Origin of the sequence: Anabaena sp. 4-3, from assembly GCF_001597745.1 — a bacterium.
In the GTDB taxonomy this organism is placed as follows: Bacteria; Cyanobacteriota; Cyanobacteriia; order Cyanobacteriales; family Nostocaceae; genus Trichormus.
The window spans coordinates 17,495-38,985 of record NZ_LUHJ01000056.1 but is presented as its reverse complement, the minus strand read 5'-3'; the positions used below and the strand labels follow the sequence as shown (position 1 = coordinate 38,985).

Annotated in this window: 16 protein-coding genes; all 16 read left to right on the top strand. The window is 40.8% G+C overall.

Annotated features, from left to right (window positions below; translation table 11 throughout):
* Nucleotides 1–179 precede the first annotated feature (179 nt).
* Nucleotides 180–2,147 (top strand): molecular chaperone HtpG, encoded by a 1,968-nt coding sequence (htpG, locus tag A3775_RS14905; RefSeq protein ID WP_066384309.1) that lies wholly within the window; start codon nt 180–182, stop codon nt 2,145–2,147.
* Nucleotides 2,148–2,353: 206 nt separating this feature from the next.
* Nucleotides 2,354–2,590, top strand: a complete 237-nt coding sequence (gene rpmB, locus A3775_RS14900) for a 50S ribosomal protein L28 (RefSeq protein ID WP_066384307.1) — start codon at nt 2,354–2,356, stop codon at nt 2,588–2,590.
* Between the two features lie 603 nt (nt 2,591–3,193).
* On the top strand, nt 3,194–7,690 hold the full coding sequence (gene hpsA / locus A3775_RS14895) for a hormogonium polysaccharide biosynthesis protein HpsA (RefSeq protein WP_066425612.1): 4,497 nt from the start codon (nt 3,194–3,196) through the stop codon (nt 7,688–7,690).
* 30 nt (nt 7,691–7,720) lie between these two features.
* Nucleotides 7,721–8,467 carry a hormogonium polysaccharide secretion pseudopilin HpsB gene (hpsB, locus tag A3775_RS14890; RefSeq protein ID WP_066425610.1) on the top strand — a complete coding sequence of 249 codons (747 nt, stop codon included), beginning with the start codon at nt 7,721–7,723 and terminating at the stop codon, nt 8,465–8,467.
* 64 nt (nt 8,468–8,531) lie between these two features.
* The gene (hpsC, locus tag A3775_RS14885) at nt 8,532–9,536 is read left to right on the top strand and encodes a hormogonium polysaccharide secretion pseudopilin HpsC (RefSeq protein WP_066425608.1); all 1,005 of its coding nucleotides are present in this window, start codon (nt 8,532–8,534) and stop codon (nt 9,534–9,536) included.
* A gap of 38 nt (nt 9,537–9,574) precedes the next feature.
* Nucleotides 9,575–10,228: a prepilin-type N-terminal cleavage/methylation domain-containing protein gene (locus A3775_RS14880; protein ID WP_082803761.1), complete on the top strand. Its 654-nt coding sequence runs from the start codon at nt 9,575–9,577 to the stop codon at nt 10,226–10,228.
* Between the two features lie 295 nt (nt 10,229–10,523).
* Nucleotides 10,524–11,489 carry a hormogonium polysaccharide biosynthesis glycosyltransferase HpsE gene (hpsE, locus tag A3775_RS14875; RefSeq protein WP_066425607.1) on the top strand — a complete coding sequence of 322 codons (966 nt, stop codon included), beginning with the start codon at nt 10,524–10,526 and terminating at the stop codon, nt 11,487–11,489.
* 25 nt (nt 11,490–11,514) lie between these two features.
* Nucleotides 11,515–12,522 (top strand): hormogonium polysaccharide biosynthesis glycosyltransferase HpsE, encoded by a 1,008-nt coding sequence (gene hpsE, locus A3775_RS14870; protein WP_066425604.1) that lies wholly within the window; start codon nt 11,515–11,517, stop codon nt 12,520–12,522.
* The gene (locus A3775_RS14865) at nt 12,515–13,504 is read left to right on the top strand and encodes a glycosyltransferase (RefSeq protein WP_066425602.1); all 990 of its coding nucleotides are present in this window, start codon (nt 12,515–12,517) and stop codon (nt 13,502–13,504) included. Before hpsE (A3775_RS14870) ends, A3775_RS14865 begins: the two co-directional genes overlap by 8 nt.
* 30 nt (nt 13,505–13,534) lie before the next feature.
* Nucleotides 13,535–14,101, top strand: coding sequence for a GspH/FimT family protein (locus A3775_RS14860; protein WP_066384287.1), 567 nt, complete (start codon nt 13,535–13,537; stop codon nt 14,099–14,101).
* A 31-nt stretch (nt 14,102–14,132) separates the two neighbouring features.
* The gene (locus A3775_RS14855) at nt 14,133–14,792 is read left to right on the top strand and encodes a TIGR04282 family arsenosugar biosynthesis glycosyltransferase (protein ID WP_066425601.1); all 660 of its coding nucleotides are present in this window, start codon (nt 14,133–14,135) and stop codon (nt 14,790–14,792) included.
* A gap of 209 nt (nt 14,793–15,001) precedes the next feature.
* Entirely contained in the window at nt 15,002–15,841 is an 840-nt protein-coding gene (locus A3775_RS14850; RefSeq protein WP_066384283.1) for an HpsJ family protein, read from the top strand.
* 124 nt (nt 15,842–15,965) lie between these two features.
* Nucleotides 15,966–16,868 carry a glycosyltransferase family 2 protein gene (locus A3775_RS14845; protein WP_066384282.1) on the top strand — a complete coding sequence of 301 codons (903 nt, stop codon included), beginning with the start codon at nt 15,966–15,968 and terminating at the stop codon, nt 16,866–16,868.
* A 375-nt stretch (nt 16,869–17,243) separates the two neighbouring features.
* Nucleotides 17,244–18,017 (top strand): DUF502 domain-containing protein, encoded by a 774-nt coding sequence (locus tag A3775_RS14840; RefSeq protein ID WP_066384454.1) that lies wholly within the window; start codon nt 17,244–17,246, stop codon nt 18,015–18,017.
* A 110-nt stretch (nt 18,018–18,127) separates the two neighbouring features.
* Complete coding sequence (gene nusB, locus A3775_RS14835; RefSeq protein ID WP_066384278.1) at nt 18,128–18,757, top strand: transcription antitermination factor NusB; 630 nt, start codon at nt 18,128–18,130, stop codon at nt 18,755–18,757.
* Nucleotides 18,758–19,064: 307 nt separating this feature from the next.
* Nucleotides 19,065–20,678 carry a signal recognition particle-docking protein FtsY gene (gene ftsY / locus A3775_RS14830; RefSeq protein WP_066425599.1) on the top strand — a complete coding sequence of 538 codons (1,614 nt, stop codon included), beginning with the start codon at nt 19,065–19,067 and terminating at the stop codon, nt 20,676–20,678.
* The last annotated feature ends 813 nt before the right edge of the window (nt 20,679–21,491 follow it).

Sequence of the window (21,491 nt, the reverse complement as noted above, 5' to 3'; positions counted from 1 at the left end):
AAATCAGGTAAAACTTATATGTATCTGTGGCTAAAAAAATATTTATGTTAAACAATGTGTTGGTCAAGAGTAGGGTAATCCGCATCTTTTATGTCTAGATATCACTGAATAATTACAAGTGGCTGTAGTGCCAACAGCTTTTAAAATCCTCAGTAAAACACACTTCTTAATTACAAATCATGCTGGAACAAGGAACAATCAGTATTCATACTGAAAATATTTTCCCGATCATCAAGAAATCTTTGTACTCAGATCATCAAATTTTCTTGCGGGAACTGATATCTAACGCCGTAGACGCAATCCAAAAGCTCAACATGGTATCCCGTGCAGGTGAATACACGGGAGAAGTCGGTGAACCAGAAATTGTTATTACCATTGATCAAGATAAAAAGACCGTTGCCATCAGTGATAATGGCATTGGCATGACCGCAGAGGAGGTAAAAAAATATATCAATCAGGTAGCTTTCTCTAGTGCGGAAGAATTTATTCACAAATATGAAGGTAAAGCCGACCAGCCGATTATCGGTCACTTTGGACTGGGTTTCTACTCCTCCTTTATGGTGGCGCAAAAGGTAGAAATTGATACCCTTTCCTATAAAGAAGGAGCGCAAGCGGTTCACTGGACTTGTGATGGTTCACCAGAATTTACCCTGGATGAGTCAACCCGCACAACGCGCGGTACTACTATCACTCTGACTCTATTACCAGATGAAGAAGATTATTTAGAACCAGCACGAATTAAGAATCTTGTCAAGACTTACTGCGACTTCATGCCAGTGCCAATTAAACTGGATAGTGAAGTATTAAACAAGCAAAAAGCACCTTGGCGGGAGTCTCCCAGTAACCTGACAAAAGAAGATTACTTAGAGTTTTACCGTTATTTGTATCCGTTCCAAGAAGAACCTTTACTGTGGGTGCATTTAAATACTGATTATCCCTTTATTATCAATGGGATTTTGTACTTCCCGAAAATGCGTCCTGATGTAGATGTGACTAAGGGACAAATCAAGTTATTCTGCAACCAAGTGTTTGTCAGTGATAACTGCGATGAGATTATTCCCCAATTTCTCACGCCGATGCGGGGGGTGATTGATAGTACAGATATACCGTTGAATGTATCTCGCAGTGCCTTGCAAGGCGATCGCACCGTTCGCAAAATCGGCGATTATATAGCTAAGAAAGTCGGCGACAGACTCAAAGAATTATATCGCGATAACCGCGAACAATATATCAGCGCGTGGAAAGACCTGGGGACATTTGTTAAATTTGGTGTTCTCAACGACGAGAAATTTAAAAAACAAGTCGAAGATATCATCATTTTCCGTACAACTGCCAAAGTAGAGGCATCAACTGCTGAAACTGCAAACGTTGAAGTACAGACAGCAGAAGGAGACGTTTGGCAAGATGTCAAACCTGCTGCATCTGGTAGTCCTTACACCACACTCAAAGAATACTTAGAACGTAACAAAGAACGCCACGAAAACCGCGTATTTTACAGCACTGACGAAGCCAGCCAAGCCACTTATATAGAACTGCACAAAAACCAAGGCTTAGAAGTCCTGTTTATGGACTCCTTCATTGACACCCACTTCATTAACTTCCTAGAACGGGAATATAGTGATGTCAAATTTACACGGGTAGACTCTGACTTAGATAATACCCTACTAGACACAGACAAATCCGGGGAAATAGTTGACCCCACCACCAACAAAACCAAGAGTGAAGTTATCAAAGAGTTATTTGAAACAGCACTCAATAAACCAAAAGTGAATATTCGCACCGAAGCCTTAAAGTCAGATGATCCTCAAGGTACACCACCAGCAATGGTGCTATTACCAGAAATTCTACGTCGTCTGCGGGAGATGAACGCCATGATGCAGCAGCAGAATGCAGAATTTCCCGAAGATCACATCTTACTGGTAAACACTGCCCATCCTCTGATTCAAAACCTAATTCATCTCAATCAAGGTAATATCATTCAAGGTGATGGACAGACAACAACAAATCCATTAGTGAACCTCATCTGTCAACACGTTTATGATTTAGCATTGATGTCTCAAAAAGGATTTGACGCTGACGGGATGAAATCCTTTGTTGAGAGATCAAATGAAATGCTGACAAAGCTAACCGAACAAGCCAGCAAATAATCCTCCGTTCGTAGTAGGCACTTCAGTGCCTATTGCGCTGAGGAAAATGAGGGAAAACCTTTTACCCAGTCCCCAGTCCCCAATCCCCAGTCCCCAGTCCTCATACCCAATACAAAACATTCAAGCAACTCTCACCCCAATATTTGCCCTAGAGCTTCTAAAATAGAAAGGTTGTACGTAAATTTTCAATCTGGAGATACATCACTATGTCTCGCCGTTGTGAACTGACTGGTAAAAAAGCAAATAACGCCTTTGCAATTTCTCACTCTCACCGCCGTACCAAACGCCTACAGCAAGTCAACCTCCAAAGCAAGCGCGTTTGGTGGCCTGGTGGCAACCGTTGGGTAAAACTGAGACTGTCTACCAAAGCCATCAAAACCCTAGAGAAGAAAGGGATAGAAGCAATGGCAAAAGAAGCGGGAATTAACCTAAATCATTACTAATATCAGGTTGCCAAAATTGTGAGGGAAATTAAACCTCACAGCTTCTTCTTTATGAGTTAATTGGTAGTTAAATACTTTAAAAAACATTATGACCAATCAAAATGGGATGAACCGTTAAATAAAAGTATTAACTACCAACATTAATTACTGGACATTTACCTGAAAACAAGAATAATCATGCAACCTCTCCATTATGGGGAGGTTTTCAATTTTTACATCTTGCACCTTGGTTGATATGTTTTCTAGAGCAGATGGGTAATATAAGTTTAATCTGTTCACAATATCTTTATTAAATCATCCGCAGATAAAATAAACTTCTGCTAAATTCATGTAAATTTACGGTGTTGTTTGACTGGAACGGCTACCAATTCAATCAAATCAGAAAAATCAGTATTTTCCGCAGAAGATAGACAACAGATCCGATGATATAACTTGAACACACCGTAATGTTTTGTGTTGCTACTGAGTTGAGTGTTGCTCACACAGGGTAATTCTTTACAGAAGTTTTACTTTTCATCGTGCCTGATTGACTCAACAGACATGATTAGCCAATAGCAAAAACATTTTTTAGTTGTTTGTAAAACACTGCACAGGAAAGTAGCTATGTCGTCAAAACGCCAGCTATTCAAAGCAAGAAAAAAGCTTTTCAAAAAGCTGAGACTGCATAGTAAGCAGTCAGTCTCTGCAATTAAAAAGTCAATTATTTGGCTGCTGCGGAATTTGTTTGTCACTAAGAAGCGGCGCAGTTCTGCAAATGCTGGTTTCGTTTTGCCGACAGTAGCAATGGTTGCCTTGGTAGTAGTGTTACTCACCACAGCAATTTTATTTCGGTCTTTTGAACGGGCGAAAAATGCTAGTAATGTCAGAGTTAATGAAGTTGCACTAAATGCAGCTGCCCCCGCACTTGACAGGGCTAGAGCCAAAATAAACAAACTATTTCAAGACCCAAGACTACCACGAGCTACGCCAACAGATGATGCACTCTATAATACTTTGGACAACTACATAAATGAATACACTTTTGGTGATGAAACTCAATTAAAGCTAACTCAGGGTTCTGACGAACTTAGAACAGCGTGGATGTACCCTATAGATACCGATAACAACGGTAAATTTGATAGTTATGCCCTTTATGGAATTTACTTTAAAAATCCACCAGTTAGTAATGGACAATACACTCGTGCCAGAAACTCCTTAGAGGCGAGAACACCGCCTATGACTATTGGTACTGTTAGTAGCAGTTGTGGAGACGGTCAAGATACAAGTGCAGTCTTGGTAGGTAACACAGGCTGGTTTAGAAATGGTGCTAGGTTGAAAAAAGCCTTTTTTGTTTACACTGCCAGTGTACCTATTACTACACAACCCACAGATACCACCAACTACGAGAAGAAGAAAGGTAGTCAAGGCTTCTCTGCTATAGAACTTCAACAAGACCGGGTACAACTACCCTTGGTTAACAACGCTGTGGTTTATGAAGATGACTTAGGAATAGCACCTGGGCCTGCTTTTAGACTCAATGGACGTATTTTCGCTAACAGTAACTTATTAGCTGGACTACCTACGGGTGGTAATGGCGTTAGATTGTATCAAGTCAGTGGTAACGCATCCTGCTTTTACGACCCAGAAAATGCCAAAATCATTGTTGGGGGTAATTTAGGTTCTGGTGTAATTACAGAGAACAGCGATACCAATGGAGTATCAATTGACTTATATAAAGGTAAAACACCTGCGGTAAGTAATGTTGCGCTCAGAGATAATACAACCAACAACAAATCAGTTGCCCGGTTTCCCAGAGATATCGCCTACAATAGCCTAGCTTACACACAACGCATCAACCGTTTAGTGAATGCCCAGATGGCTAATGACGAAGACACTGATCCGTCAGAAGTTACTCAAGGGATGCGAGATTTACTCACTAAGCAAGGTAGAACTTTAGCTGACCTAACGACTGTTGAAAAGAATAACCTACGCTTCAAGCAGCTAGAACTTTATTTTACAAGACGCACCCGCAGAGTACCTTATGCAGAAGTTGCCTTTGGCGGTGATGCTTTGGGAGATTACAACATCGGTGGCAGTCAGGCAGATGCAGTATTACAAGGTAGTGGCAATACTTTACGTCCCCCCGATGCTTGGATTTATCCTGTTGATCCTGCTGATGGTTTAACAGCAACTGGCTACGCTGGTTTGAGTTTGAATACAAATGGTAGTGATAAGCTCAACCCGGCTGCAACTGAACCAACTAAACTGGCAAAACAGTTACAAGGTGTAGAGGGATACTTTGGTGATAGGGTTCTCATCGGTAATAACTTACCTCAACTTTGGTGGGACAAAACTAAAGAAGCATTTGTTGGGCCGAATGCTGATGATACTCAAACCATCAGTAATTATAAATGGGATAACGGAGACGGCGATCGCACTCGTCGCAGTCGTGTAGAAACACTGAAAGATTTAGGTAGTACAGAACGAGATAAAGACTGGGAATTAGCCGCCGCCCAAGTACCGAATAGCCCACAAGAACCCGTAGGAGGTTTGCGAGTAGTAACTGGGGCGGGAATTTATTTACCTGATTCTGTCACCCCTGCTAACTTGTCTTCAACTACTTTTACTACTCTTAACAAGCAAATTTGGCCTGATCTTTTGCCGGTTAAAACCAGTTCAGTACCTAGTCCAGTCAAACCTTATCAGGACTATGGTTTACAGCTTACCTATAAAGTCAATCAACCGACAACAGAACCATATCTGCGGATGCGGGCAACAGCAGTATATCACTACAAATCTGCTAGCTACAGCCAGACTAATCCGACACCTATCGCTTGTGTGAGCAGCTATTATGACCCAACTAATAGCACTACTGCCAAAAATCCACCATCAACTCCAGAAACTTTTAATAATGGTAACGGTGGCCTATCCAACAATGGCATAGTTTACGATTTTCCTACAGCTAAGACTGAAAGTTCTTACAGCAGCGTCCTGAGTTACTTAGCAGATTTAACCTATCCCAATGGACGTTCAATTGATGATGGACTCTTGAGAAGAGCATTAAACAAAGCAGATGCTACGAAGCGAACTCTTTCAGAAAAGTCTGCCATTGATGCAGCAATTTGTGGCTTGGCAATTTTTGATGGTACTCTGAATACTCCTACAAATAGCGTCATTGAGCATGGCTCTATTTATGAAGTTGCTTTTTTAGATGCCAGACAAATTCAAGCAACTGATGTTACACCTGGAAGTAGAAAGTACGATTTCTTTAGAAGAAACAGAACACCTTTGGAAATTCGTGCCACTGTCTTAGATATTGACAAACTCCGCAGAAAAACAATCGGGAACAGTACACCGGCACAAGAATATTTATTACCAAATAGCGGTATCATCTATGCTACTCGTGATGATGCACTGCTAGATTTAAGTGCGGCAGCAGATCCCAATTCTCCCACTGAAGCTGAAAAGCTAGAGAGTGCTGTAGATTACAAGCTTGATCCCAATCGTCGTCCTAATGCCATTATGCTGGTTAACGGACAGGCAATTGCCCGTAATGACAGCAATGCCTATAGAGACGCAGAAAAGGGTCTGATTTTAGCTACCAATTTACCCGCCTATATTAAGGGTAACTTTAATCTTCACACTCAAGAAGAATTCAATACAGCACTGACTGCTACCTGGGACAATTTCTACAGTCGCACAGGATTAAATACTAACTTTGCCTGTCGTCCGGGTGATCCTAGATTACCACAGTGTACAACTGGCGACCAATGGCGGTCTGCTGCTGTATTGGCTGATTCTCTGACTGTACTTTCCAATAACTTTAGATTTGGCTTTCGCAATGAAGGAGACTATGATTGGCAGCTTGACACTACTACCGTTCTAACCAGTCCAATTAACTATACAGGTATTTTCTCCACTGTTAATTCCTACGCACCAATCTTTGATTGGGTTGATCCCACGGCTGACAGTAATGGCAATTTCCCAGGCTTTCCTAAAGATTTAGATACAGCAACAACAGGATTTCAAGGAAGTTCCTATCTCAACAACTTTGTCACCCCAATTGTGCGAAAAATTCGGGCTAAACAGTTATTGTTGGAAGTTTGTTACGCTAGTTCATGCGGTAATGCTAGAAACTGGACAATTAAAAACGCCTGCCCCAACCAAGCCATAGGACAGAACTCTTGGCGAGATAAAAAAGCAGATGGTACGGCAGACATTGTTGGTCAACCAGCAACATCAATTAAAACGGGAATCATTGGTCAAGCAGTAGACTGTAATACCACTCAGATTAACCCCAACAGACCAACTAGAATTGCTTTTGTACGTAATCTTAATGACGGTACATTAGTCAGCCCACGAAAAGTTTATGGTGTTGGCAGCGATGGTAAAGTAGCAGAGTTTGACTGGCCATTAACAGGGTCAAACCAGCCAATAGATGCTCTAAAAGACAAACAGCCATATTTCATTCCTTGGCTGGAAAATGAAGATAATGAGACTCGCTTCGATCCAGTGTTCCAACATAACAGACCATTTGGTACTCGTGAAGTACCAGACAGGGATGTTGTGCAAGCTGGAAAACCCGGAAATTGGCTACAAGAAGCCACAGAAACTACTGTCAATGTCATTGCCGCAGTGGGAGATACGCCAGCCGCATCACCTACCCCATCAGGAGCGAGTGTCAGCCGTGATGCAGAGGATAATGGCGGGTTACCCAACTTTGTGCGCTTGTTGGAAAACTGGAATACTGCTGCTAACCCAACTGCACTGAAAATGAACGGGGCATTTTACCAAGTCAAACGCAGTGCTTATGCTACTGCACCATTTATGCCCGTATTTTCAGGCAACGTCTATCAAATAGATAACTATGGTACTGGCATTAGAGGTACAATTCCTTACTACCTAGCTCCTTTACGGCAGTGGGGTTATGATGTGGGCTTATTATCTCAATCGCCTGACTTATTTGCCCAAAAATTAGTGACAATACCCGATGATTTACCTGATGAGTTCTTCCGAGAAGTGGGTCGAGATGATCCTTGGGTGAAAACTCTGTTGTGTGCCAAGAAAGCGGCTGACAATACAAATGCAATAGACGCAGATCAACGTGGTTCTTGCTCGTAAGAATCAAATATTCAAAGCTGGTGATGAGCAATGATCAAACGTATGAAACAGCAACAAAAAACCTCTTGTGATGATTCCGGTTTTACTATTGTTGAGTCTTTGGTAGCAATGATTGTTGTGGCGATTCTACTAACAGCGATCGCCCCCGTACTCGTGCTATCAACAGCTACCAGAGTTCAGGCTCGCCGTGTAGAATTAGCAACACAAGCCGCTAGAACTTTCATTGATGGTGTCAGAGCCGGAACAATTACAACCCCAATTGATATCACTCCATTACTTAGTGCTTCAACCGCATCTGCTCCCAGACGACTTAAAGATGTACCTGGTGTAGCTGCTACAGAAACTACACCAGAGATTCCAGGCATAACGGGTAAACCACAGGACTATTTAATTGACATTACCAAAATGCCAGTTCCTACAACATTGACAAGAACCAGTTTGTACTGCTTTAACAAGAATGGCAGTATTTCTAATCGATCTGATCCAGCCTGTACAAGTGATTTGTTTTATATACAAGCTGCCCGGATTGTCCAAAGTACAGATGTTAATGATGGCTACCGTTTAGGAATCAGAGTTTATCGAGCAGATGTTGACTTTTCTAAGCCTCTAACTGCTAGCACCACCACTACCAAGAACACACAAAATCCTTTTACTGGTGGATTAGGCGATCGGCAATCGCCTCTAGTGGAAATGACAACCGACATTGGTAACATGAACACTTCCTTTAGGGCTTTATGTCAGCGTCTTGGTGTAGCAACAAATAAAGCCTGTAATTAACGGCAAGAATCTAATTATTTTACATCTGTGTATCTATTCAACTCTAGGGAAAACCAAAGTTATGATGAGGGTACTAAAATTCCTACTCAGTAGCCAACTGAAACGCTCTAAACCCATAGAGCAATCTAATGGTTTTACCCTAATTGAATTATTGGTAGCCTTGCTCATCGCATTCATAGTCATTACACCATTGCTAGGCTTCATGATTAGCGTCATGAATACGGATAGACAAGAGCAAGCCAAGGCTAATACTGAGCAAGAAATACAAGCAGCATTAGATTACATAGCCCGTGATTTGCAACAGGCTATCTATGTTTATGATTCTGCTGGTATTGATGCTATCAGAACTGAACTACCTAACTCAAACTCAACAGATAGAGTACCAGTCCTAGTTTTCTGGAAACGAGAATTAATCCCCCAAGTAATTACAATTACAGGTGATCAAAAAAATGATACTTATGTATATTCACTGGTTGCTTATTACTTAATCAAAGACAGTAATAACACTTGGTCTAATGCTGCTCGCATCGCCAGATGGCAGATTAGAGACGGTGTAGCCAGTGCTAGCGGCGTAACTTGTGATGGATATACAGGAAAATATGTCAGTGGTTACTGTCCCAGCAGTGGCTATGCTCCATTTAGCCTTGATGGTATAGGTACTCTAGAAGAAAAAATGAATACCTGGAAACGACTGAGCCAATATACTACTAAAGATGGTGAAACAGAAGTAGTTACAACTGTTACTCCCGGTGCGCCCATAGTATTGGTTGATTATATAGATTCCACCTTAAGCACCAATAATCCCGCGCCACCAATTCAGGCAAATTGTCCCACTGGCTTCACCGCAGTAGCTCCGAACACCACTAATTTTAATACTCGTGACACTTTTAAAATGAAAAGTTTTTCTGCCTGTGTCAATAAAAATACGACTACAGTCGAAGTATTTTTGCGAGGTAACGCCCTTGCTCGCTTGCAACGCAATAACCTGAACTATACAGCTAATAGAAGTGCTTATTTTCCAACTGCAAGCATCAGAGTGCAAGGACGTGGATACTTATTTACTCAATAAATGCTGACAACAAAAGCGTAAATTCACGGCAGTTGATTATGAACCAGCGTAGTTTTCAGTTATTGCAGACCTGTAAAGACAATCATAAGAGCCAAAAGCAACCTTTAGCAAGCCGCTTGGCTGTAAAATTGGTTAAACCAGAAGCTGGCTTTAGTTTAATAGAGATAATCGTAGTAGTGCTGATGATAGGAGTGCTAGCGGCAATTCTAGCTCCTAACTGGTTTAGGTTTTTAAGCCAACAACGGCTAAATAAAGCAAATGATGCTATTTTAGCCGCAATTCAAGAAGCACAGCGACAAGCTAAACGGCAAAAACGCGACTACAGCGTCAGTTTTAAAGTAGACGACAACAATATTCCTCTAGTTGCTCTTTATGAAGGTACAACACCAACTAATTGGCGTAAATTGGGGGAAGATTTAGAAATCGAATCTGGAAAACTACAACTTTCAACAAATCTCACCAGTAAAAACACTGCTGGTGCTGCTGTCAGTGCAATTTCCAGCACACCACAAACAATTACTTTCGATTACATGGGTACTTTACCAGGTGCGAATTTTGGCACTGCACCATCAGGTTCGGATGAAACACCAGGAATCAAAGTTGTTGTATCTGCCAATAACACCAAACGCTGTGTCATCTTAAAAACTATTTTAGGTGCTACCCTCACCAAAAAAGATGGTGACTGTAGTTAAATAACTGAATATATAAGAAAATTTAACTTAAAAGCTAGTGAAAATACGGTACTATAAGTCGTCTCTTCAGAGCAAAATTGTGTTGTAGGACGCGGTTTTTTTGTTTGACATTTTATTTAACTATTTCTGCACAACGAGTCACAGTTAAGCACAAAGTCACCTGTGGTGAGTGTTGACCCTTTTCTAAACTTACATCTTGCTCTTGGGCTGAGACTTCCAGTCATTTGGGCTTGAGTCCAAGATATCAGTACAACAACCTGAAACAACAAAATAACCCAAGTATAATCTGTGAAAAATGAGTGCCAGTATTGACTTTACCGTAGTTATACCTACTTATAACGGCGCAAATCGCTTGCCTGAACTTTTAGAAAGACTGCAAAATCAAATTAAGACTGAAAATATTGCTTGGGAAATTATTGTTGTAGACAATAATAGTACCGATAACACAGCACAAGTTGTGCAGCAATATCAAGAAAAATGGCAACTTCCTTATGCTTTAAAATACCACTTTGAGGCTAAACAAGGTGCAGCTTACGCCAGAAAAAAAGGAGTTGAAGTTGCTTCAGGTAAGTTAATAGGTTTTCTAGATGATGACAACTACCCGGTAACAACTTGGGTAGCAGCAGCTTATGACTTTGCTCAAAAATATCCTCAAGCTGGTGCTTTTGGTAGTCAAATTCATCCTGACTGGGAAGTAGAACCACCAGCCGATTTTCAGCGTATCAGTGCTTTTTTAGCAATTACAGAGCGGGGAAATCAACCACTATTTTATCAGCCAAGCAAAAAATTGCTACCTCCTTCTGCTGGGTTAGTCGTGCGTCGTCAAGCTTGGTTAGAAAGTGTACCAGAAAAACCGCTTCTAACTGGTAGAGTCACAGGGAATATGCTGACTGGTGAAGATTTAGAAATGCTGTGTTATTTCCAAAAGTCTGGGTGGGAAGTTTGGTATAACCCAGAAATGGAAATTTATCATAAAATCCCAGCTTCTCGATTAAAAAGAGAATATTTAATTCCATTTTTCAGAGGAATTGGTTTGAGTCGTTATGTAACGAGAATGGTTAATGTAAAACCCTATCTCAAACCATTTATCATGCTTGCTTATATGCTCAATGACATCAGGAAAATCATCCTACAAATACTTAAGTATAGAACCAGAATAAAAACTGATTTGGTGATAGCTTGCGAAACTGAACTATTTGTCAGCAGTCTCATGAGTCCTTTTTATCTCTGGAAAAATGGATATTTGCATAAAGGTACATAAGTAAGTCGTTAACTTGATTTTATATATGCAAAGCAAAATAGCAGAAATCAATCATACCCTAGATTTTACCGTTGCGATTCCGACATGGAACGGTGCGGAACGTTTACCACAAGTTTTAGAACGACTATTGACTCAGACGGGAGTAGAAAATCTCAATTGGGAAGTGATTGTAATCGATAATAATAGCAGCGATCGCACAGCCGAGGTAGTCAGTAATTACCAAACAAAATTTACCCAATTTCCTTTACATTATGTCTTAGAACCACAACAAGGATTAGCCTTCGCGCGGTTAAGGGCTGTAAATGCGGCTAAAGGAGAGTTTCTAGCTTTTTTAGATGATGACAATTTACCTGCTGATGATTGGGTGATACAATCTTTTCAGTTTGGTAAAGAACATCCGCGTGCTGGTGCATGGAGTGGTCAAATACATGGCGATTTTGAAGTAAATCCCCCAGAAAATTTTTCTCGTATTCAGGCTTTTTTAGCCATTCGAGAACATGGACAACAAGCTTATATATTCGATGCTAATAATTTAAAACTTCCTCCAGGTGCTGCATTAGTTATCCGTAAGCAAGTCTGGTTAGAAAGCGTACCTAATCAGTTAGTTTTTAAAGGAAGAATCGGGAAGTTAATGGTGAGTGGAGAGGATACAGAAGTCCTCTTATATATTTACAAAGCTGGTTGGGAAATCTGGTATAATCCGGCAATGCACATTGCTCACCAAATTCCTCACTGGCGACTAGAAAGAAATTACTTACTCAAAATAGCGCGTAGTTGTGGTTTATGTATTTTCCAATTGCGATTAATCAATGCTAAAAAATGGCATTCACCCATCATTTTATTGAAAACCATTTTTGGGAATATCCGCCGATTATTTCATCACCTTATCAAATATAAAAATACTTTAAATAGTGATATTATCGCTTTGGTTGAATTTAACTTTTATTTAGCAAGTCTTTTAAGTCCTGTTTACTCATTGATTTTCTACGCTAATAAATTATTCAGTAAAGATATTCATTTAACTCATGAATAATTCGCCAGTAAATCCGCCGCTTATTTCAGTAATTATACCAGCTTATAATTGCGAGAAAACTATTAAAGAAACAATTAAATCGGTTTTACAACAAACTTTTACTAATTTAGAATTAATTGTAATTAATGATGGTTCACAAGATGCAACTTTAGATATTGTTGCTCAAATTCAAGATTCAAGACTTAAAGTGTTTTCTTTCGAGAATGCGGGGGGGAATGTTAGCCGTAATCGTGGTTTACATCGCGCCAAGGGAGAATATATCAGTTTTTTAGATGCCGACGATATTTGGACACCTGAAAAATTACAATCACAACTAGAAGCATTACAAGATAACGCCGAGGCTTATGTGGCTTATAGTTGGACTGATTATATAGATGAAAATGGTAAATTTCTCGTTTCAGGTACCCATACTACTGCAAATGGAGATGTTTATGAGCAGTTATTAGTAAATAATTTTTTAGAAAATGGTTCTAATCCCTTAATTCGTAGAGAAGCTTTAATTGAATTAGGTGGATTTGATGAATCTTTAAAAGCTGCTCAAGATTGGGATATGTGGTTGAGGTTAGCTGCTAAGTACAATTTCGTAGCTGTACCCGTTGTACAGATTTTATATCGAGTCAGTGCTAATTCCGTATCTTCTAATTTAACTAGACAAGAAAAATCTTGTCTACAAGTTCTTAACACTGCATATCAACTCAGACCATCAACAGATATTAAAATTTTACACTTGAGCAAGGCAAATATATATAAATATCTGACCTGTAAAGCTTTACAAGCACCTTTTAATCGACAAAAAGGTAGAATAGCAGCAGCTTTTTTAGGAAAATATTTTTTCTATGATGACTATAGATTCAAGCGGATAAATTTTATGATTAAATTATTTCTGAAATCATTAATAATTGTTATGTTTCCTAAGTTTATATCTACTAATTTACTGACTAAAATGAAAGCAGAAAGCAAAAACGAGGTTTTTGTGCAGTAGTCAGTAAATTAGGATTATCTCAAGTTGAAAATGTCGATTCAGGTGCATCGATTATTTTTAGTTAATCAAAAACATTGCTGCCATCACCGTCTTAGTGATGGCTTTACATTACCAGAGGTATTGGTAGTAGTTGTAGCCATTGGTGTCTTAGCAACTTTAGCATTACCTAACTGGTTTGCCTTTGTAGAAACTCAACGTCTCAGTAAGGCTCAAAACGAAGTTTACAATGCTATGCGACAAGCCCAAAGCCAAGCCAGCAAGGAAAAATTGACTTGGCAAGCTAGCTTTCGCGAACAAGATGGTATTGTTCAATGGGCAGTTCATCCTGCTAGTACAAGTCCGACTCGTGCTAATTGGAATAATCTAGATTCTAGTGTGCAGCTAGATAGCGAAACGACTTTACAAGAGTCAGACGGTGTGAGACGCATTCAATTTGATTATTTTGGAAGTGTGAGACAACCACCTTTAGGAAGAATCACTCTGTCTAGTAAGTCTGGAAGTAAAGCCAAGCGGTGTGTAATTGTCTCCACAATTTTAGGGGCGATGCGAACTGCAAAAGAGAAGACTCAAGCGGACGATGGTAAGTATTGCTATTAAGATATTTCTAGTTAATTGATATTAGGTATTTGTGCCAAAATCACTAAAAATTACCAACCAGCACTTAATTATTTTTACCCGCTACCCTGAACCGGGGAAGACAAAAACCCGACTGATACCCGCTTTGGGTAGTGTTGGTGCGGCGAACTTGCAACGAGAGATGACTGAATACACGATATCTCAGGCTTTGGAATTGCAAGAGGGGATATCTATAGAAGTGCGATTTGCGGGTGGTAACTTGCAACTGATGCAAGAGTGGTTGGGGTCTGGTTTATTATACCAGTGTCAAGGGGACGGGGATTTGGGTGTGCGGATGGGGCGATCGCTCGCTGATGCTTTTCAACACAATGCACAAACAGTAGTGATTATCGGTACTGACTGCCCAGAAGCTAATGATCAAATTTTGGCTCAAGCCTTTACACAACTGCAAACTTTTGACTTAGTGCTAGGCCCGGCAATAGACGGGGGCTATTATTTGATAGGATTACGTCGCTACATCCCGGAATTGTTCTGTAACATTGATTGGGGAACTTCTCAGGTACTACAACAAACTATAGATATTGCCAATCAACTTCACATCTCGTATTTTTACTTACCTACCTTAGCCGATATTGACAGACGAGAGGATTTACTGATTTGGCAACGCATTCTCAATAGGAAAGTTAACATGAGACAGGCAAATTCAACATAAACTACCTTAGTAGTTTAAAATACCGCATTTTGCCGAGGACACCCTGAATAACAAATGTTACTGTGGTGTAGCTTCTCATCCAAAAACCAAAATTCTGTACTATGATGGCATACGTTTTTCTGTATGTCCAAGCATACTTGGAATTACAAACAACCTGACCGAATATGCAAGTAACTTCTACTGTGAATTGAGTCAAAATTTGAGAAATTATGGTTAACCGTGTTAGTTCTGTAAATGCTGCCCTCACCCTGAAAGTGGTGGGAACAATTTTAATTTTGTCCTTTTTACTGGACTTTTTGGTGCTGTTATTGCCATTTCAACCAACAGATAGGTTATGGCAAATCAACCTAGCAACAGCACTTGTAGACCGAGGTATTGTACCCTTAGTAGGCGTGGGGGCTTTGTTCACTGGTTATTGGATGCAGGATGCTGGTGAGGGTGGTGCCAAAGGTTTTGGCTTAAGATTACCAGTTTTGGTGCTTTGCAGCATTTTAGGTTTAATTTTCTTGCTGATTTTTCCCTTGCACCTCAACAATGTACGACAAGCTAGTGTGCAAACGGTAAATCAAATCAACCGAGATGCAGAACAAGCAGAAAACCAAATGAAAAACCAGTTATCCCAAGTGCAAGCCCAACTGAATAATGAGCAAGGAAAAGCGCAGTTGGAACAACTACGCAACCAAGCTAAAGCTCAATTTACTGAATTGCTGCAAGATGAACAGAAATATCAACAAGCATTAAAAAATCCCCAAATTCCAGCCGCCCAAAAAGAACTACTCAAAAAATTTAAAGCTAATCCCCAAGAACTTGATCAGTTTATTGCCCAGCAAACCGATCCTCAAGGTTTGGCTAATCAAAGATTAAATCAAATACGTCAGCGCAGGGAAGAAGCAGCCAAACAAGCTAAAGATAATGCTTGGAAATCGGGACTACGGATTGGCATGAGTAGCTTGCTATTGTCTATCGGGTATATCATCATCGGTTGGACAGGGTTAAGAGGTATGGGTGCTTTGCAAGGTGGTAAGCCTAAAAAAGTCCCTGCACGTTAAATTTTCTCAACATGAGGCAGTGTAAAATTTCAAAGATTTTTTGACAGTTTATACTGCCTCAGAGCGTCAAGCGTCGCTCATCAAAATATATTTAACACTTAGCAAAATTACTACCAAACTGAGAATGTTCTCAATTTATATACTGACTTATAACGAAGAAATAGATATTGCAGCTTGTATTGAGTCAGCGATGCTTTCCGACGACATTATTGTTGTAGACTCATGTAGTAGCGATCGCACCGTAGAAATTGCCAATCGTTATCCTGTGCGCCTTGTGCAACACCCCTTTGAAAGTCACGGACGACAACGCACTTGGATGCTGGAGTCTATCCCCCCCAAACACGAGTGGGTGTATATCCTCGAAGCCGATGAACGCATGACACCAGAATTGTTTGCTGAATGCGAACAAGCCAAGCAAAATCCAGATTACATCGGTTACTACGTTGCCGAACGTGTCATATTTATGAATCAATGGATTCGCCGCAGCACTCAATACCCCCGTTACCAAATGCGTCTTTTTCGTCACGGAAAAGTTTGGTTTACAGATTACGGCCATACTGAACGGGAAATATGCGACGGAGCTACCAGTTTCTTAAAAGAAACCTATCCCCACTATACCTGTAGTAAAGGTTTAAGCCGTTGGATTGAAAAACACAACCGTTATTCTACTGATGAAGCCAGAGAAACCTTGTATCAATTAGAAAATGGCCGGGTGAATTGGCGAAATTTGTTCTTTGGTAAGTCTGAAGTAGAACGACGACACGCTTTGAAAGATTTGTCTTTGCGTTTACCCGCTAGACCATTACTGCGGTTTTTGTATATGTATTTTCTGTTGGGTGGTTGCTTAGACGGTCGTGCTGGCTTGGCTTGGTGTACATTACAGGCATTCTACGAATATTTGATTTTGCTGAAAGCTTGGGAATTGAAATATATACCTACCCCTAGTTTAGATGCCCAACACCCTCAAAACCAGATCAATACAAGTTACAGCACTTCAGAAGCCTCAAAGGCTGATGTCATAAGTTAAAATTTTTAACATCACACTTTGATAAACATCACTTTCGTTTAGTTGCAAATCATCAGAATCAACTCCTCTTATCATGGCGATATGCTGAATTTCTCAGCATTAGCAGCTTTTCACTGAAAGCGGTAAGATGAGTAATAAGCAAGAAATTTGCAACAATCGTTTACAAGTTGTCCGAATAAAAGTAACATCCTGAAACACGAACTAGCGTTGAGCTAAGTTGAGGTGTGTCTATATGCACTTTGCCGGAAAGCCTGAGTTTCCCAGCAAATAGTGCGTATTCTCATGGCAAGGATTCAAATTATTGTCGTTTTAGACAGGAGTTTGCAGTCAAAAAAAACACAATTAGTGTCTTCGCAATTGGACAAATCTACAGGAATGAACACTAAAAAAGAAAGTTCTACTATCCTAAAAAAAGAGAATAGGGGCTTGAAAATTGACCATCTCAAACAAGACTTAAAGAATGACTTAATTGCTGGGTTGTTAGTGGTGATTCCATTAGCAACTACTATTTGGCTAACAATCACTGTTGCTAATTGGGTGATTAACTTTCTCACCCAAATTCCGAAACAACTCAATCCCTTTGATGGGTTGCACCCAATTTTAGTCAATATCCTGAATTTAGCAGTAGGGCTAGCTGTACCATTCCTGAGTATTTTGTTGATTGGGTTGATGGCTAGAAATATTGCTGGTAAGTGGTTGCTGGATTTTGGTGAAAGATTCTTACAGGCGATTCCCTTAGCTGGACAGGTGTATAAAACCCTGAAACAGCTTTTGGAAACACTACTTAAAGACTCCAACAATAAATTTCGCCGAGTAATTTTAGTAGAGTATCCGCGTCGGGGAATGTGGGCGATCGCATTTGTGACAGGTGTGATCGGTAGCGAGATTCAAGCCTGTATGTCTCGTCCCATGTTAAGCATTTTCATTCCCACTACCCCGAACCCGACTACAGGATGGTATGCCATAGTTCCAGAAGATGAGGTAGTTGACCTGTCAATGTCTGTAGAAGATGCGTTTAAAGTGATAGTCTCTGGCGGTATTGTCACTCCCAATACATCTTTACCCGCCCTCATGAGTAACAAAGAACATAATTTGGAAACACCAGCCAAGGAAATTAAAAGACCAATCGTTCCTATCGAAGAAACTTAAAAACAATCCGGTAAATGTACAGCCAAACAGATAATATGGTTGTTTGGCTCTATCAAAATTGATAGATTAGTCACTCTCAAATTAGATTATTACGGAAAAACTTAACTTTTATGCAAGAACGTAAACCCCAACAAATCGCCCGCGAATTGGCACTTTTAAGCCTGAGCCAGTTACCAGTAAACCCGAAAAAGTTAACTGAGGAACATCTGCCTAAATTGGTACTAGCAACAGTACGTACTCTGAGGGCAGAAGTTCAAGATACCTTAGATAACGCCACCGGTGAACTGCAACGTAGTCATGACCGCCTGTTAACCAGCGAAACCCGCGCCGCCGACCTGAATATAGCCAGAACCATGCTCAAAGAAGCAATGGAACATACCCAAACAGCTATTAATCAGTTGGGAGCAGCAATTGAATTTCCCGAATTAATTCAGCTAGCTAGTCAGGATCGGGAAGTGGGTAGATATGCCATCAAATTGGTGAAAACAATCACCGAGCATCGCAATATCATTGATGAACAGATTGCCACAGCTTTGGTAGATTGGCAAGTGACTCGTCTGGCTCAAATCGACCGAGATATTCTGAGAATCTCCGTAGCAGAAATGCTATTTTTAGGACTGCCTGATCGAGTGGCTATTAACGAAGCCGTAGAGCTAGCAAAACGCTACAGTGGAGATGAAGGACATCGGTTTATTAATGGTGTGCTACGTCGAGTTACAGAGCAGAAACAAACTGCTTAGTCACAGGGACTGGGGACAAATCAATTCAAAATTAAAAATTCAAAATTCAAGAATGTTTGCCTATAATTCTTGACTTTTGAGTTGTTTGATGCTTCATGCCCAATGCCCAATCCAGAGTTTTGTAGACGTAAGTCTGACCGTAGGCTATTTTGAATTGCTAATGAGTGGTAAGTTTTGAGTTAAAGGTGTGGATAACCCGGAGATTAATCAACAGTTTTCACCCCAGGTAAGAGTGAAGGTTTAAATTAAACTCGTAACTTAGACACTCATAGCTCATAACTTACTAACACTAACACCGCTAGCTGCAATGGTTTTTAATTGGTTCCGTCGTCAACATAACGATTCCTCAACTACCCCCGCGCCAACACAACAGGGAGAAACACCGCCAGTCAAAGAAGAACCCCAAGTAGAGTCAGCCGCAACGCCGCCGACAACACCAGCAGACTCAACGACTGACTTATTGGCCTTTGCTAAAGCCGCTTATAAAAATATTCAGGAAAAACAAAAAGTTGAAATTGTCGAAACTACACCAGACTCAGCAGAGGAGCCAATCCCAGATGTAACGGCTGAGGTGGAAACGACAACGCTTACAACTGAAGTTACAGAAACTACCCCACCCCCAGAAGTAGAAGAAACTCCTGCTGTTGCAGCTACTCAAGAGGTAGAAGCCGAAAGTGTGACTACAGCAGAAATAGAAGATACAACTGTTGTTGCCAGTGTTCCAGAGCCAGACACCGCTTCAGAGGCGACAGCATCAGCAGCCACACCACCGGCTACATTATCCTTTTTAGAACGGGCAGCAGCCGAAAGGCAAGCCAAACAAGAGAGATTAATAGCTAGTGCGATTGAAGTCCCAGAACCAGAAGTAGTGCAGCCAGCAGCTACAGAGACAGTAGAAGCAACCCCTGGACTGGCTTTTGATGAAGGATTTGTCTGGTCAGCAGAGGTATTAGCAGCCCAAGGTAGACGGGCTGATGATATTTCTCTGGAAGAAATTACCTGGTTGCAAAAACTCCGCCAAGGATTGGATAAAACCCGCCGCAATATCCTGAATCAACTGAAGGCGATTGTGGGACAAGGGCCGCTTAACCAAGCGGCGGTAACAGAAATTGAGGCTGTACTGTTGCAGGCTGATGTGGGTGTAGAGGCAACAGATTATATTATTAATGCGCTTCAGGAAAAAATGCGGGCAGAAGTTACCCCACCTGAAGCAGCGATCGCCTTCCTGAAGGAAATCTTGCGGGATATGCTAGAAGCACCCCTAAAAACATCTTATCAACCTAGCTTTGCCCCAGACAAAGATCAGCTGAATATTTGGTTAATCACCGGAGTCAATGGTGCGGGTAAAACTACCACCATTGGTAAACTCTCCCACTTAGCCCAAAAATCCGGTTATAGATGCTTGATTGGGGCAGCAGACACCTTCCGGGCTGCGGCTGTAGAACAGGTGAAGGTGTGGGGTAGTAGAAGTGGTGTAGAAGTGATTGCCAATCCTGGGAAGAATACAGATCCCGCCGCCGTGGTATTTGATGCGATCGCAGCTGCTCAAGCACGAGAAACAGAGTTACTGCTGGTTGACACCGCCGGACGACTGCAAAATAAGAAAAACTTAATGGATGAACTCAGTAAAATTCGGCGGATTATTGACAAAAAAGCCCCCAACGCCAAAGTAGAATCGCTTTTGGTTTTAGATGCTACTCTCGGTCAAAATGGATTACGACAAGCTGAAGTCTTTTCCCAAGCCGCCCAACTCAGTGGCGTAGTCTTAACCAAACTAGATGGTACTGCTAAAGGTGGCGTTGCCCTGGCAGTTGTTCACCAGCTAGGCTTGCCCATCCGGTTTATTGGTGCTGGCGAAGGTATTGAAGACTTGCGTCCTTTTTCTAGCTACGAGTTCGTCGAAGCTCTATTAAGTGGCTAACACCACTATGCGCCAATCTGGTTCAGATCAGCAGAAATTTCAAACCCTAAACTACCTGAGTCTGAACCTGAGTGCGCTACGCAAAAGCCAAAACAACAGCCAAAATTTCAGCTTGTTGCGGCCAGGGTTCGCCCGTTCACGCTGCGCCAATAACATAGTCCTGTTCTGTTTAATTACTTTGTGAACTTTATTGGTATTATTAAATACGAAAATGCGCGTAATGCGGCTGCTCGTAGAGTAAAATCGTGGCTCTACATCAGGGTTTTGGACTGAACAGATTAACTTTTTCTTACCCCCTAAATCGCCACCGTGTAGACCAATGGGGTATAACAAGGAATTGGATGAAAAATTTTTACAAAATTTGGATGTTATTTGCTAAAATCTCACTCTAATACTGCTTTTTTTTTGCATAACCAACCGGATGAGCAGATGTAGCTGCTAGAAAGCGAATATTTAACCAGCATATTTCCTGGTATCCACACCCATCTGAGTAGGGAAAAGTCAGCTGAAGCAACATTAATCTATGTTACATTCAGTATCTACTTTTCAAATCCAATCATAAATATTCTCTGGCAGAAAATTAGAGGTGGGCAATATGAGGTGAAAATTGTAAACTCGGCAGCCAACTGTAATTAATATTTCAGGAGCAGCTTTTTTATATTTATGTGTTATCAACTGTATAGTTCTTTTGGGATACCATGAACACAATCTGTGAGGTAGTAAATTTTTAGCTGGTGTCTAGGCATAGATAACTTTGTTGTGTTTTGGTCATTGTTACCTAGACATACTCAAAACTTAATGAATCGCATAACA

Bases quoted from the DNA above. Each gene is read 5' to 3' on its own strand.
- rpmB (WP_066384307.1), top strand. From the start codon at position 2,354: ATGTCTCGCCGTTGTGAACTGACTGGTAAAAAAGCAAATAACGCCTTT.
- hpsC (WP_066425608.1), top strand. From the start codon at position 8,532: ATGAGGGTACTAAAATTCCTACTCAGTAGCCAACTGAAACGCTCTAAA.
- A3775_RS14860 (WP_066384287.1), top strand. From the start codon at position 13,535: ATGTCGATTCAGGTGCATCGATTATTTTTAGTTAATCAAAAACATTGC.
- hpsA (WP_066425612.1), top strand. From the start codon at position 3,194: ATGTCGTCAAAACGCCAGCTATTCAAAGCAAGAAAAAAGCTTTTCAAA.
- A3775_RS14850 (WP_066384283.1), top strand. From the start codon at position 15,002: ATGGTTAACCGTGTTAGTTCTGTAAATGCTGCCCTCACCCTGAAAGTG.
- ftsY (WP_066425599.1), top strand. From the start codon at position 19,065: ATGGTTTTTAATTGGTTCCGTCGTCAACATAACGATTCCTCAACTACC.
- A3775_RS14845 (WP_066384282.1), top strand. From the start codon at position 15,966: ATGTTCTCAATTTATATACTGACTTATAACGAAGAAATAGATATTGCA.
- htpG (WP_066384309.1), top strand. From the start codon at position 180: ATGCTGGAACAAGGAACAATCAGTATTCATACTGAAAATATTTTCCCG.
- A3775_RS14880 (WP_082803761.1), top strand. From the start codon at position 9,575: ATGAACCAGCGTAGTTTTCAGTTATTGCAGACCTGTAAAGACAATCAT.
- hpsB (WP_066425610.1), top strand. From the start codon at position 7,721: ATGATCAAACGTATGAAACAGCAACAAAAAACCTCTTGTGATGATTCC.
- A3775_RS14865 (WP_066425602.1), top strand. From the start codon at position 12,515: ATGAATAATTCGCCAGTAAATCCGCCGCTTATTTCAGTAATTATACCA.
- hpsE (WP_066425607.1), top strand. From the start codon at position 10,524: ATGAGTGCCAGTATTGACTTTACCGTAGTTATACCTACTTATAACGGC.
- A3775_RS14840 (WP_066384454.1), top strand. From the start codon at position 17,244: ATGAACACTAAAAAAGAAAGTTCTACTATCCTAAAAAAAGAGAATAGG.
- nusB (WP_066384278.1), top strand. From the start codon at position 18,128: ATGCAAGAACGTAAACCCCAACAAATCGCCCGCGAATTGGCACTTTTA.
- hpsE (WP_066425604.1), top strand. From the start codon at position 11,515: ATGCAAAGCAAAATAGCAGAAATCAATCATACCCTAGATTTTACCGTT.